Source organism: Clostridium sp. CM041, assembly GCF_055081035.1.
Genome location: NZ_CM143648.1, coordinates 2,989,307 through 3,002,969 on the forward strand (window position 1 = coordinate 2,989,307; position 13,663 = coordinate 3,002,969).

Annotated in this window: 11 protein-coding genes; 9 read left to right on the forward strand and 2 right to left on the reverse strand. The window is 31.7% G+C overall.

Translation table 11 applies throughout. The annotated features are described in order from the left end of the window. The first annotated feature begins 53 nt into the window (after positions 1 to 53). The 6 genes from ACWJJT_RS14085 (at position 54) to ACWJJT_RS14110 (ending at position 6,804) form a co-directional block, all read left to right on the forward strand. Positions 54 to 725 (forward strand): helix-turn-helix domain-containing protein, encoded by a 672-nt coding sequence (locus ACWJJT_RS14085; RefSeq protein WP_462955159.1) that lies wholly within the window; start codon positions 54 to 56, stop codon positions 723 to 725. Between the two features lie 34 nt (positions 726 to 759). Next, positions 760 to 2,442: a glycoside hydrolase family 13 protein gene (locus ACWJJT_RS14090; protein WP_462955160.1), complete on the forward strand. Its 1,683-nt coding sequence runs from the start codon at positions 760 to 762 to the stop codon at positions 2,440 to 2,442. 102 nt (positions 2,443 to 2,544) lie between these two features. After that, positions 2,545 to 3,282 (forward strand): tRNA pseudouridine(38-40) synthase TruA, encoded by a 738-nt coding sequence (gene truA, locus ACWJJT_RS14095; RefSeq protein ID WP_220320091.1) that lies wholly within the window; start codon positions 2,545 to 2,547, stop codon positions 3,280 to 3,282. Between the two features lie 625 nt (positions 3,283 to 3,907). Continuing rightward, positions 3,908 to 5,248, forward strand: a complete 1,341-nt coding sequence (locus ACWJJT_RS14100; protein ID WP_220286134.1) for an MATE family efflux transporter — start codon at positions 3,908 to 3,910, stop codon at positions 5,246 to 5,248. Between the two features lie 719 nt (positions 5,249 to 5,967). Beyond that, positions 5,968 to 6,390: a VOC family protein gene (locus tag ACWJJT_RS14105; RefSeq protein ID WP_216303937.1), complete on the forward strand. Its 423-nt coding sequence runs from the start codon at positions 5,968 to 5,970 to the stop codon at positions 6,388 to 6,390. A 159-nt stretch (positions 6,391 to 6,549) separates the two neighbouring features. Next, complete coding sequence (locus ACWJJT_RS14110; RefSeq protein ID WP_216303938.1) at positions 6,550 to 6,804, forward strand: hypothetical protein; 255 nt, start codon at positions 6,550 to 6,552, stop codon at positions 6,802 to 6,804. Positions 6,805 to 6,992: 188 nt separating this feature from the next. Here ACWJJT_RS14110 and ACWJJT_RS14115 read toward each other — a convergent pair whose 3' ends face one another. Beyond that, positions 6,993 to 7,598 (reverse strand): TetR/AcrR family transcriptional regulator, encoded by a 606-nt coding sequence (locus ACWJJT_RS14115; protein ID WP_216303939.1) that lies wholly within the window; start codon positions 7,596 to 7,598, stop codon positions 6,993 to 6,995. Positions 7,599 to 7,753: 155 nt separating this feature from the next. Between ACWJJT_RS14115 and ACWJJT_RS14120 the strand changes: the two genes are divergently transcribed. Together ACWJJT_RS14120 and ACWJJT_RS14125 are read left to right on the forward strand one after the other, a co-directional pair. Further along, entirely contained in the window at positions 7,754 to 8,458 is a 705-nt protein-coding gene (locus tag ACWJJT_RS14120; RefSeq protein WP_216303940.1) for an ABC transporter ATP-binding protein, read from the forward strand. Next, positions 8,458 to 10,731, forward strand: coding sequence for an ABC transporter permease (locus ACWJJT_RS14125; RefSeq protein ID WP_220319546.1), 2,274 nt, complete (start codon positions 8,458 to 8,460; stop codon positions 10,729 to 10,731). Before ACWJJT_RS14120 ends, ACWJJT_RS14125 begins: the two co-directional genes overlap by 1 nt. 156 nt (positions 10,732 to 10,887) lie before the next feature. Here the strand turns inward: ACWJJT_RS14125 and ACWJJT_RS14130 are convergent, their stop codons facing one another. After that, entirely contained in the window at positions 10,888 to 12,000 is a 1,113-nt protein-coding gene (locus ACWJJT_RS14130; RefSeq protein WP_462955161.1) for a DUF362 domain-containing protein, read from the reverse strand. A gap of 240 nt (positions 12,001 to 12,240) precedes the next feature. On the opposite strand from ACWJJT_RS14130, the gene ACWJJT_RS14135 reads away from it, so the two are divergent. After that, the gene (locus ACWJJT_RS14135) at positions 12,241 to 13,554 is read left to right on the forward strand and encodes a hemolysin family protein (protein ID WP_220286128.1); all 1,314 of its coding nucleotides are present in this window, start codon (positions 12,241 to 12,243) and stop codon (positions 13,552 to 13,554) included. The last annotated feature ends 109 nt before the right edge of the window (positions 13,555 to 13,663 follow it).

Sequence of the window (13,663 nt, forward strand, 5' to 3'; positions counted from 1 at the left end):
AGTCTTTAATATTACAGCACCGCAGGTGATTATTAAAATAAAGAGGTGAAAATATGCTGGAGACCTTTGAATCAGATATTTATATTTTTAATAATGATATATCATTTTTCATCGAATCAAAAAATATACCAAAAGTATTAAGCACCCTAAAAGAAAAACATCTACAGGAAAAAGAAAATGGACAGTCCGCTCGCAATAAAAAAAATGATTTAATTATTTGGAATGCTATATACACAAAGGAAATTATAAAAAATGGTGTATCAAAAAGTGCACTACATCCTCTATATAATAATTTCTATGATAAAGTTCAAGGTATTACTGATTTAATTGAGTTACAAGCTTTAGAAATAAGCATGGTCACAGCATATTTTAATATTTTAATAAATGATATTGAAGTCACTGATAATTTTATGATTAATAAAATGCTTCAATACATACATATTAATATTGAAAATCACTCTTCGCTTGATAAGTTAGCTAGAGATTTAAACATTTCAGTGGGTTATGCAAGCGATTGCTTTAAAAAGAAGATGGGTATTTCAGTAATGAAATATGTGCAAAAAATAAAAATAGACAGGGCAAAAAATCTACTGCTCAGTACAGATGAAAGCATTTTATATATTGGGATTTTATTGGGTTTTTATGACCAAAGCCATTTCAGTAGAACTTTCAAAGTTATAGTGGGGGTTTCTCCAACCATTTATAGAAATAGCAATTACGCATAAGTCTTAAAACTAAAAATTGAAGAGGGGGATAAACATGGATAAAAAATGGTGGAAGGAAGCAGTGGCATATCAGGCATATGTTAGAAGTTTTAAGGATTCAGATGGCGATGGAATAGGTGACTTAAAAGGGATAATAGAAAAACTGGATTATTTGAAAGACTTAGGAGTAGGCATATTGTATTTAAATCCTATAAATAAATCACCTAATGACGATAATGGATATGATATCAGTGACTTTAGAGAGATAATGGATGAATTTGGGACGCTTGCAGATTTTCATGAGTTAGTTAAAGAACTTCATTTTAGAAAAATGAAGTTAGTGATGGATTTGGTAATAAATCACACTTCTGATGAGCATCCTTGGTTTCAAATGAGTAGGAAGAGCAAAAATAATGCGTATAGAGATTATTACATTTGGAATAAAGGTACAAAGGGTAACCCTCCAAATAATTGGGGGTCTTTTTTTGGAGGCAGCGCTTGGGAATATGACGAGATATCAGAAGAATATTATCTTCATATTTTCTCTAAGAAACAGCCAGATTTAAATTGGGAAAATGAAAAATTAAGAGAAGAAATAAAGAACATGATAAAGTACTGGATGGAAAAAGGGGTAGATGGATTTAGAATGGATGCTATTAATCATCTCGGAAAAGATCATTCCTTTCCAGATGGAATAATAGAAGAAGGCAATGTATATGGTGATTTTATAAAATATGTACAAAATCTACCTGAAGTTCATAATTATTTAAAAGAATTAAGAAAAGAGGTATTTAACACTGGGTATCATGTAGTAATTGGTGAAACGGGTGGAGTAAACTATAAAAATGCCTATGTTTATACAGGAAAAGATAAAGGTGAATTAGACTTTACCTTCCATTTTGATATGCATAGTGTGGGTAGAGGGGAAACTGATTGGGAAAGGAAACCTATAAACTTAATAAAAGATATAAAGGAAAATATGAGTGGATGGCAAGGAAGGCCTGAAGAAGAAGGTTGGTGCCCCTTGTTTTACTCGAACCATGACACTACGAGAACTATATCAAGACTAGGAGAAGAGAAGAATTATTTAAAAGAATCTGCAAAAATGTTAGCTTGTCTTCAATTAACTCAAAAGGGAACTCCTTTTATTTATTATGGAGATGAAATAGGAATGACCAATGCTTGGGACTTTAAATTAGAAGATTATAGAGATGTGGCTGTTTTTAATAAACACAAAGATTTAGTTAAGGGCGGGTTAGTGAGTGAAGAAAACTATCTAAAGGGACTACGCTATATGTCACGGGATAACTCAAGAACACCAATGCAGTGGAATAATAGTGAAAATGCAGGGTTTACTACTGGCACACCTTGGATAAAAGTTAATTCAAATTATAGAAAAATTAATGTGGATGAACAAATAGAAGACTCAAATTCAATACTAAATTATTATAAAAAATTGATAGCTTTAAGAAAAAACAAGGCTGTATTGGTATATGGAAGCTTTGAGGAAATTAATAGAGAAGATGAGGAAATATATGCATATCTAAGACAATTAGAGGGGGAGATGATCCTAATCATAGTTAATTTCTTTGGAAATGAACCAATATTTGAGTTTCCAAAGCATATCCATTATGAAAAGGCTAAACTATTGCTATCAAATTATGTGGTGGAAGGTTATGCCGCTAGTGTGAATATAAAATTAAGACCTTATGAAACTAGGGTATATGAAATTAAATAATGATAAATATATTAGCTTTATTTTAATAGAAAAGCTATAATTAAAATGTTCATTGGGTAAAATTAAAACATGAATAATCAAAAAAGTTAAAGGCGGATATATATGAGAAATTTAAAAATGATATTAGAATATGATGGAAGTAGATATAAAGGATGGCAAAAACAATCAGATAACGATTTAACGGTTCAAGGTAAACTAGAAGGTGCATTATCTAAAATGGCAGGAGAACCTATAGAGGTTACAGGCTGCGTGCGAGCTGATGTAGGTGTACATGCTGAAAATTATATGGCAAACTTTCATACTAATTGTGAGTTAAGCATAGATGAGATGAGAGAATGTTTATATGAATTTTTACCAGAGGACATAGTAGTGAAATCCATGGTGGATGCAAGTGAAAAATTTCATGCAGGGTATAATATAAAATCAATTACTTATGTGTATAAAATAAATAATAATGAACTAAGAAATGTATTTAATAGAAAATATGTTTATCACTCTGAGATGAATCTTAATTTAGAAGAAATGAGAATTACGGCAGAGTCTTTAGTTGGATCTCATGATTTTAAGTATTTAGCGACAGTATCTACAAATACTAAATCAACTACTAAGACTATCAATTATATAAATATAACAGAAAAAGAAGGCATTATTGAAATAGAAATTAATGCAGATGAATTCTTATGGAATATGGTAAGAATTATTATAGGAAGCCTTTTAGAAGTGGGTAAAGGAAAAATTAAGGCAATGGATATAGAAAAATTACTAAATGAAGAAACAGCATCAGAGTATATACCGATGGCAAAAGCAAAAGGATTATCTCTAAGAAATGTTGAATATTAAATAAAAGTATGCGAGTTTTCCTTCCAGGAAGTCTCACGAGAATTTTATATTAGCAAAACAAGAATTTCTAAATGGAAATTCAATGTTTTTTCGTTTCTTGTTGCAAAGCACTCGGTGCAAGGTTACTTCGGAAAAATATTATGTTATTTAACAGAACCAACTCCTATGAAGATATAGGTTAAGCGTTAGAAGTATTAATGAACTGCCCCCTGTCTACTTGACAGGGGGCAGTTCACTTTTTTTTAATGTCTACTCTATAGGATACATTATATTATTTCAGAGGGGTCTTTATTTTGGCTCAATACAAGACTTATTTGCAGAAATAAAGAAGCAAGGTGTAGATATAACAAATCGAAATGGTTCTGAATAATGGAGTTAATAAAAAGTAGCCTAAGGCGGTCTGTATCAAAGCGCTGAAACATCAGCGTATGATACAGCTCCCTTTATTATTGACAAGGAAACAATAAAGTGATAGAATATTTATGTTGCCGAGGAAACATAAATATTCTTTTGCGAGAGGTGAATTTTAAATGTGTAAATTTAAAATCAATACACAATATACAGAACAAACCGTTGATAAGAAATAAAAAATTTACACTACCGAGAATTTAAGGAGGATCATTATATGGAAAATACAGAAAATTATTATTTTGAACAAGCAACTATACCAAAAGCGATTGCACACATGGCAGTGCCTATGATGTTGGGGATGTCCGTTATTATGATTTATAATGTTATTAACGCTTTTTTTATTGGAATGCTAAATAACACATCGATGATGACAGCTGTCACCTTAGCGTTACCTTTTACAATCATATTATCGGGAATTGGAAATATTTTTGGTGTAGGTGGTGGAACCTATATATCTAGGTTACTTGGGGAAACAAAATTAGAAGATGCAAAAAAAGTTTCATCAGTTACTTTTTTCTTAAGTATATTAGCTGGATTTATTTTTATGTTATTCGCGATACCTTTAATTCATCCTATTCTAAAAGTATTAGGGGCAAAAGGTGATACGGTTTTGTTCACCAAAGATTTTATTATGGTTCTTATCTTAGGAAGTCCATTTGTAATTTCTAACTTTGCATTAGGACAAGTAGTACGAGCGGAGGGATCATCAAAAGTCTCGATGAATGGTATGTTTATAAGTGTTATCATAAATATTGTTTTGGACCCCATATTAATTTTTACATGTCATTTAAATATTGTAGGAGCAGCAATTGGAACAGTTGTTGCGAATACATGTGCAGTATTGTACTATGTTTATTACCTTAAAAACAAAAGTTCTACTTTGACAGTTTCCATAAGTACATTCAAACCAACGCTTAGCATGTTGAAAGATATTTTTAAGATAGGAATATCCTCTTTCCTATTAGATGCATTTTTGATTGTTTCCGTTTTATTGTTAAATAATTTTTCAGCATACTATGGCGACTATGCTGTTGCTGCATTTGGAATATCTCTGCGAATTGCCCAACTTGCTCAATTTGCTGCTAAAGGGTTATATATTGGAGTTATTCCCTTAATTGCTTATGCGTATGCAGCTAACAATATAAAACGAATGAAGAGTATTATAAATATTACTGCAGCCTATATTGCAATCCTAACTATGGCCTTTTCATTGATAATATTTATCTTCAGAAAACCAATATTACATTTATTTAGCCATAATACTTACGTAATAAACACTGGGATATACATTTTGCTAGCTATGCTTATTTCAGCTTTGTTTGCTGGCATTACTGGTCTTTTTATAGCAATATTCCAAGGAGCTGGAAGAGGTAAAGATGCAACCATAATGTCTGTAGTGCAGGGAACATTATTAATTCCTATTATGATTTTAGGAAAATATACGTTTGGTTTACATGGGGTTATATGGTCGATGACTATAACAGAAATATTAACTTGCATAATAGGATTATATTTATGGATTCAACTTCAACGAGATATTTCTATGAAGGAGTAAAAATAGATATATTCAACTAAAAATATAACAATTATTATATGTTTATGAATCTATATGGTGAAAATTCTTTATTTTATAAAAGTTCACGTAAAATAGTTTCTGTGGCCATATTTATATTGTTTTTTATTCATATATTTAATTCCTACAATGGTATAGATGATAAATCTCTATTGAATTTAGTAATGGTTTGTGTTGGTATCGATACTTTACTTTATAGTATTTTGCAACTTAAAAAACAAAATATAATCGGTTTTATATTATTATTGTTAATTGGAGTTTGTACAACAGTATTAGGGATTACTTTCTTGTGTAAATAAGTATGTCTATTATTACTTTAGCCTTTTGTAAACATTATAAATACTTATAAAATAACGTGAAATTTTGGTTTCACGTTATTTGTTCTTTTTCCATCCATATTATATTGTATTCCCTAGGGGAATTAAAGTTTAGCTATTTATAATGTTATGATATTATTAGGTAAGGATTACATAGGAGGGGGGAGGATAACATTAATGTGGAATATTTCAATAAAAAAGAAACTATTAATAATTGAAGATTGCTCTATAGATATGAATAATATTCCTAAACATATTGGGAATTATGCTTACTCTTGGATAAGGCAATAGTGGTATAAGTGAATAAATATTTATGAGGAACTTGTAAAAATAGACGACACAATAATATTACTTATATTTTGTAAGGAAAGTGAGGCAAATAAAATGATACAATCTATTGTACACATTGCGTTAGTAGTCAAAGACTATGATGAAGCCATTGAATTTTACACAAAGAAACTTCATTTTACATTAATAGAAGACACATATCAAGAAGACCAAGATAAACGTTGGGTGGTAGTGTCTCCACCAAGTTCGTCAGGAACTACAATATTACTTGCAAGAGCTTCTAAACCTGAACAACTATCGTTTATTGGAAATCAGGCAGGAGGACGGGTTTTCCTATTCCTTGGAACAGATGATTTTTGGAGAGATTATAACGAAATGATAGCAAAAGGTATAGAATTTGTTAGAGAACCTAAAGAACAATCATATGGTACAGTTGCAGTATTCAAAGATTTATACGGAAACTTATGGGATTTAGTTCAATTTAAAGAGAACCATCCAATTGCTCAAAGAGTAAAATAAGCATACTCTATAGTAAATGTAATACAATGCCAATCGAGTTACATTCACATTGAGTCTATTGCTCATTTCAAAAAAATATTATTTTAGAAGATGAGTTTAAAAAGAAAATACTATTATTAAAGCATTTGTATAAACAAATATAGACTGAGGGGTGTTTTTATGGCAGCTTTGATTTTGATCGTTATTTTACTTATTCCAATACTTTTAACTATAGTTATTTTAGATAAACATACAAAGAATAAGACTCCAATACAAATAATGTTAATAGGTATAGAAGTTACTATTGTTGGAGTAGCAATCATAGCAATCGGTGGGGGTGGATTTTCGTCTAATGAGATCTTTTACTCTAATCTAATAGGCTTCACTATTGTTGTAATTGGTCTTACCTCAAGTATATATGGGTTTAAGAAATGATTTTTTCAAATGATTATTTTTTCTAAAAAAGCTTAAAAAATGCATTAAAATAAAGTGAATCATTGCTTTACAATCTTCTTTATATTTCGTCGCAGGTAACTCCATATCTAATGATATGGGGTTACTTGCTTTAAGTGGATATTGGATCTAAAAGCAAAATAAAGATGTTACACTACTTTAACAAATATTTAATTTGTTAACATACTAATAACAAGATTTATAACTTCGTCTGTCATAATCATATAATCCATAGACTCGTGTTTATGGTACACCCTTTCATGGCAAAGGTTTTCAATTAGCCCAATAGAAATATGAACTTTCTCTCTAGGGTTTGTTGGTGTAATACCTTTTTGTTTCATTAACTCAATAAGGGTGTTTGTAGTATCAATTTCAAACTGGTAAAACAACTTAGCTACATCTTTATCAGAATGAGCCATAGCCATCATTTCTTCGTGAGCAGACTTTGAAATATAGTGTGACTGTATAAAAATATCAATAAATTGCTTTAATAGGTCTGTCAAATCAATAGGTTCTTTAAGTGTACTTATTTTTTCAAACATTGGTGCTGTTAGACTGTTAGCATAATCTTGAATAGCGCTAATAAAAATATCCTTTTTGTCTGTAAAGTAGTTATATATAATACCAGTTGATACTCCAGCAGCTTTACCAATCTCCACTGAGTTTGTATTGTGGTAGCCCTTTTCGCACATTAGTTTAAATCCAACTTCAATTATCTTTTTTTTCTTTTCAATAGAACGTTTTTGTTTAGGTTCTCTAATTGAGTTATTACTCATGGTGTCCTCCCTTAGACTAAGATTTTAATTTAATTATAACTAGTTTAAGTGAAGCAGTCAACAAAACTGAAATATATTTCAGGTTAATATTGACAACAAAGGGACGGGTTGGTATAATATAATCTGAAACATGTTTCAGATTATAGGGGGGGACTATGAAAAATACAATTGAATTTAAAAATGTTACAAAAGCTTATAATTTAGGCGAAAAGACGCTACTTGCTGCAGATAATATCAGTTTTACTATTAATGATAGTGAATTTGTTGTTATATTAGGTCCGAGTGGCGCCGGCAAATCTACAGTTCTTAATTTGCTTGGTGGTATGGACTTTGCTACAAATGGAGAAATCATTATTAATGGTAAAAATATAGCGAATTACAAAGATGATGCATTGACGGAATATCGAGCAGAAAATGTGGGCTTTGTATTTCAGTTCTACAACCTCATTCCAACATTAACTGCCCTTGAAAATGTGGCACTTACAAAGGATGTAGTGAAAGGGGCATTGGATGCTGCCGAAATACTGACCTCAGTTGGACTAGGTGATCACTTAAATAAATTTCCATCACAGCTATCAGGTGGGGAACAACAGCGAGTGTCTATAGCAAGGGCCATATGCAAAAATCCAACCATGCTTCTTTGCGATGAGCCAACAGGTGCACTAGATAGTGAAACAGGTATTGTTATTCTTTCCTTACTACAGAAAATGAGCAGAGAGAAAAATAAGTCAGTTATTATTGTTACACACAATTCAGCACTGGCTCAGGCTGCAGATAAGGTTATCCGAATTAAAAACGGCAAAGTGAGGGATATAAGTATTAATGCTGCACCCGTTGATGTAAAGGAGGTGAACTGGTAATGCTTTTTCTCAAAATGATTCGAGATATGAAGCTAAACAAAACTCAATTCATTTCAATTTTTATAATGTCTATTTTAGGCGTTTTTATATACGTAGGTATAAACAGTGAATGGTATGGATTGCAAACTGCATCAAATGAGTATTACCGGGATACTAATTTTGCTAATGTCTGGATTTATGGCAGTGGGTTTACGAAATCGGATGCTGATAAGGTTTTATCAGTTAATGGTGTTACCTCCGTACAAAGAAGGCTCACAATAGACAGTGTTGCGAGATTTGAAAACAAACCAAAGATAACACTACATTTTACAAATGAAAACAAGATTTCAAAGTGCCAGCTTATTGATGGGCAGGAATTTTCTGTTGATAAAGATGGTGTATGGCTGGACGACGCATTCGCTAAAGCAAAGGGACTCACCCTTGGAGATACTATATCCACAACATTCAATGGTATTACTATGAAAAAAGAAATACTAGGAACAGTTTTAAATCCTGAATATGTGTATGCAACAGGCGATAATGACATTGTTCCAAACCATGAAAACTTTGGATTTGCTTATCTCTCCGACAAGTCTTTACCAAAATCAATACCAATATTCTACACAGACCTTTTGGTTACTACCGATGGGACAGATTACTCAAAGTTAGAAAAAAAAATTGATACCGCTTTAGACGGTAAGTACAGTGTATTTTTAACAAGAAATAATTTTGGAAGTTATGCAATGTTTCAGGAAGAAATCGAGCAGCATAAAGCGATAGGGCAGGTCTTCCCAATTGTATTTCTTGCAATTGCCTTACTTACAATAATTACAACTATGACGCGTTTAGTCAATAATCAACGTACGCAAATCGGCACATTAAAAGCGATAGGTTTCAAGAAGAAACACATATTATTCCACTATGTTTCTTATGGCTTATGGATTTCCATTGCTGGTGCTGTTATTGGATTAGTAGCAGGCCCACTTATTCTGCCACATCTTTTCTACGATTCATTAAAAACAGCATACACCTTACCTGTTTGGAAACCGGAAGTTTCAGTCTCTTCATTTATAATGGCTCTAGTTTCTGTAATTGCATGTACTTTGGCAACTTACCTTACTTGCCGTAAAGTTCTAAAAGATATACCATCTCAATTGCTTTTGCCTAAGGCTCCAAGGATTATGAAACAAGGCTTTTTTGAAAAAACAAAGTTATGGGCAAAGATTGGGTTCAATACACAGTGGAATTTACGGGATATGTTTCGAAGTAAAGTTCGTTCCATTATGGCTATAATCGGTGTAATGGGATGTACATCACTGCTTGTATGTGCTTTTGGTATGAAAGATAGCGTAAAGGATGTTATTAGTTGGCAGTATTCGGATATTAACCACTATGAAACAAAGTTGACACTTTCTGAAAAAGTATCCAAAAAAGAAATTTCATCAATTAAAAATAGCTATGCTGGAGAATCAATAATGGAAGGTACTATCGAAATTAAAGCAAAGGATAAAAAGAAAACTGCGCAGCTACTTGTAACTGAAAATGTAACACTTATTAACCCTCAAAATGCCAAGCGTGAGGCTATTCAATTACCACAAGACAAAGTATCAATAAGCTATAAAATGGCTAATCTTTTAGGAGTTAAAGTAGGCGATGAAATTTCCTTTCACATTTATGGTGATGAACGTTACGTTACATCAACAATCGGGGCCATTTACCGTACACCCATATCCCAAGGCATCACATTGACAAAAAATAATTTTGAAAGGCTGGGATACAACTTTAAAGCTACCTCTATCATAACTTCTAAAAAAATAAATTCTAATGTTACTGGTGTAACGCGCATCTGGTCAAGGGTAGATTTAACTAAAAGTTATGAAACCATGACAGAAGCCATGAACATTATGGTATATATACTTATTTTAGGAGCAGCTATTTTGGGCATAGTAGTGCTTTACAATCTCGGCATATTATCCTTTACAGAGCGACAAAGAGAACTTGCCACGCTAAAGGTATTAGGATTTAAAACAAAGAGAATTAGGTGGCTACTTCTTACACAAACCATTTGGATTACAACCCTTGGAATTATAATTGGGATACCTTGCGGAAAATGGCTTATTAGCTATATGATTTCATTCATGGGTGATACCTTTGATATGATGACCATAATATCTGTTCAATCATTGTTTTACAGTATTTTCGGAACAATTTTGATATCTATTCTTGTTAACCTTATGTTTTCAAAGAAAGTTAAAGATATTGATATGGTTAGTTCTCTTAAAAGTGTAGAATAAGCCTCTTTGTAACGATTTTGGAGATATAAAAATTAATACAACACAAAACAAGCGAGTCTCAACTTACGAGGTTTGCTAACAAATATTTGATGCACAAAAAAAGTATATATTACGTATAATGCATTGATTAAATAGTAATATATACCTTTTTATTTTTTATTTAACTGTTACTAGTTCATATTCGTCAGTTCCAATTCCGATAGCTTTTGCATGGTCGAGTCCAACTTTCCAATTTGTATCAGGATGTATAGTAGAAAATTTATCGTCTCCATCATGATAGTGGTTATCTGAAAGTTCAGTTGCATTTAATGCAATTGCACTATTAACCATATCAACACAGGCTTGATCTAAGGCTACTGGATCAAAGGATGCAGCTATTCCTATATCTGGAACAATTGCAACGTCATTTTCCGGTGAACAGTCACAATTAGGGGAAACATTCATAATGAAACTAATATGAAAATGTGGCTTATCTTTAATAACTGCATAGGTGTATTCTGCAATTTTTTCATTAGCGCTATCAGCAGATTCATTCCACTTTACTGTTGCGCAGCCATAGCGACATACGGCAACACATTGACCACAGCCTACGCATTTATCATAATCTATAGTTGCCTTTTTATCTTCATTAAAGGTAATTGCTTCATGTAGGCAATTTTTAACGCACTGACCACAGCTTACACATTTACGATGTTTCATAAATGGCTTTGATGCAGAATGCATTTCAAGCTTGCCGCCAACAGAGCCTGAGCCCATACCTAAATTTTTTAATGCTCCACCAAACCCAGTCATTTCATGGCCTTTAAAATGAGTCATAGAAATAACTATATCTGAATCAGCGATGGCTGAACCTATTTTAGCAGTTTTGCAATGTTTTTGGTTAATTGGGATTTCTCTATAATCCCCACCCTTTAATCCATCAGCTATAATTAAGTTACATCCAACTGAAATCGGATTAAAACCATTTTCCATAGCGGCTTCAATATGGTCTACAGCATTAGATCTTCTTCCTGTGTATAGTGTATTGCAATCAGTAAGGAAAGGTTTACCGCCTAGTCCTTTCACAAGCTTAACAATACTTGCAGCATAATTTGGCCTAATGTAAGAAAGATTTCCTGGCTCTCCAAAATGAATTTTTATAGCTACAAATTTATCTTTGAAATCAATATTTTTTATACCTGTTTCTACCACAAGTTTTTGAAGTTTATCTAATAGATTGCATCCTGGTTTTGTTCTTAAGTTTGTAAAGTATACTTTTGATTTATCCATTTATTTACCTCCTATGATTTCTATCATAATGTTATTGGGTTGGTTCATTTGATTATAATATTATATCATATTGCAGTATGCGTTTGTTTTTTTTATGTATAGAGCGAAACATACTTTATTTAAAATAATTGCAATAAATTAGATATAATTAAATATTAATTTTCATATTATCAATAAAGAATACAATATTTGTGATATTATTATAGTATGAAAAGTTTTTATTTAAGAGGAGGAGTTTTAATGGATTCAGACCCTGACCCTGCGCCCAATAATATAATGGCGCAATTTATAACAATTGGTATTTTAACACTGATAAATGCATTCTTTGCATCGGCGGAAATGGCAATAGCGTCACTTAGCAAAAATAAAATTAAGCATCTTGCGCAAGAGGATAACAAAAAAGCACAGCTATTAGTAAAACTTATTGAGGAGCCAACAAAGTTTTTATCGGCTGTTCAAATTGGAATTATGCTCGCTGGATTTTTTTCTATTGCAACTGCGGCTACTGGAATATCTAATCATTTTTCAGGATATTTAAACAATTTGAATGTACCTTATAGTAAGCAAATTGCTTTAGCTAGCATAACAATTGGTCTATGTTATATAACACTTGTGTTTGGTGAATTGTTTCCAAAGCGAGTAGCACTACAAAAATCAGAAGCTATTGCAATGTTTTGCGTAGTGCCTGTTTTCTATGTATCTAAGCTGCTGGTTCCTTTTGCAATGCTACTTTCAGCATCCACTGATGTTTTAGTTAAGATTACTGGTCTTAATAGTGAAAAATTAGAGGAGAAGTTATCAAAAGAGGAAATGAAATCACTTATAGAAGTTGGACGACAACGCGGCGCTATAAACGAAACTGCCAAAAAGATGATAAATAACATTATCGAATTCGATGATAAATCAGCTAGAGAAGTTATGACTCCAAGAACTGAAGTGTTCTTGATTGATATAAATGATCATGTTACACAGTTCTTAGATGAGTTATTAGAGAAAAAGTATTCAAGAGTGCCAGTATATGACGGTGATGTTGATAATATCATAGGAATACTTCACATGAAAGATTTTATAATGGAGGCTCGCATTAAGGGCTTTGAAAATGTAAACATTAAGAATATATTACATTCTCCTTACCTTGTTTATCAAAGTAAAAATATAGATGAATTATTTAGAGAATTAAAAATATCTAAAAATCATATGGCAGTACTTATAGACGAATATGGAGGATTTTCAGGGGTAGTTACTATTAAAGACCTTATAGAAGAAGTTATGGGAAATATTGAAGATGAATATGATGATGACGAACCTGATATAAGAAAAGTTGATAATAATACTTATATAGTGAATGGATTACTTTCTTTAGACGAATTGAATGATCATCTTGATTTAAATTTAATGTCGAAGAATTACAATACTATAGGAGGTTTTTTAATTAGCCTTATAGGATGTATTCCAAAGAAAAATGAAACCCAAACTATTGAATATGGGAATGTAATATTTAAAATAGAGCAAGTTAAACAAAGAAGAATAGAAAAAATTAAAATATATATATAAAAGATGCTCTACTTTCAAAAAAAGTAGAGCATCTTTTTTCATATAGGGAAGTTATATAAAGGTGATTATTTTCATAAATATCCTTTTTACTTGTATTTATGAGGATTAT

Coding starts and splice junctions, on each gene's coding strand:
- ACWJJT_RS14130 (WP_462955161.1), bottom strand. CDS start 12,000: ATGGATAAATCAAAAGTATACTTTACAAACTTAAGAACAAAACCAGGA.
- ACWJJT_RS14085 (WP_462955159.1), top strand. CDS start 54: ATGCTGGAGACCTTTGAATCAGATATTTATATTTTTAATAATGATATA.
- ACWJJT_RS14110 (WP_216303938.1), top strand. CDS start 6,550: ATGGCAGCTTTGATTTTGATCGTTATTTTACTTATTCCAATACTTTTA.
- ACWJJT_RS14100 (WP_220286134.1), top strand. CDS start 3,908: ATGGAAAATACAGAAAATTATTATTTTGAACAAGCAACTATACCAAAA.
- ACWJJT_RS14105 (WP_216303937.1), top strand. CDS start 5,968: ATGATACAATCTATTGTACACATTGCGTTAGTAGTCAAAGACTATGAT.
- ACWJJT_RS14125 (WP_220319546.1), top strand. CDS start 8,458: ATGCTTTTTCTCAAAATGATTCGAGATATGAAGCTAAACAAAACTCAA.
- ACWJJT_RS14090 (WP_462955160.1), top strand. CDS start 760: ATGGATAAAAAATGGTGGAAGGAAGCAGTGGCATATCAGGCATATGTT.
- ACWJJT_RS14120 (WP_216303940.1), top strand. CDS start 7,754: ATGAAAAATACAATTGAATTTAAAAATGTTACAAAAGCTTATAATTTA.
- ACWJJT_RS14115 (WP_216303939.1), bottom strand. CDS start 7,598: ATGAGTAATAACTCAATTAGAGAACCTAAACAAAAACGTTCTATTGAA.
- ACWJJT_RS14135 (WP_220286128.1), top strand. CDS start 12,241: ATGGATTCAGACCCTGACCCTGCGCCCAATAATATAATGGCGCAATTT.
- truA (WP_220320091.1), top strand. CDS start 2,545: ATGAGAAATTTAAAAATGATATTAGAATATGATGGAAGTAGATATAAA.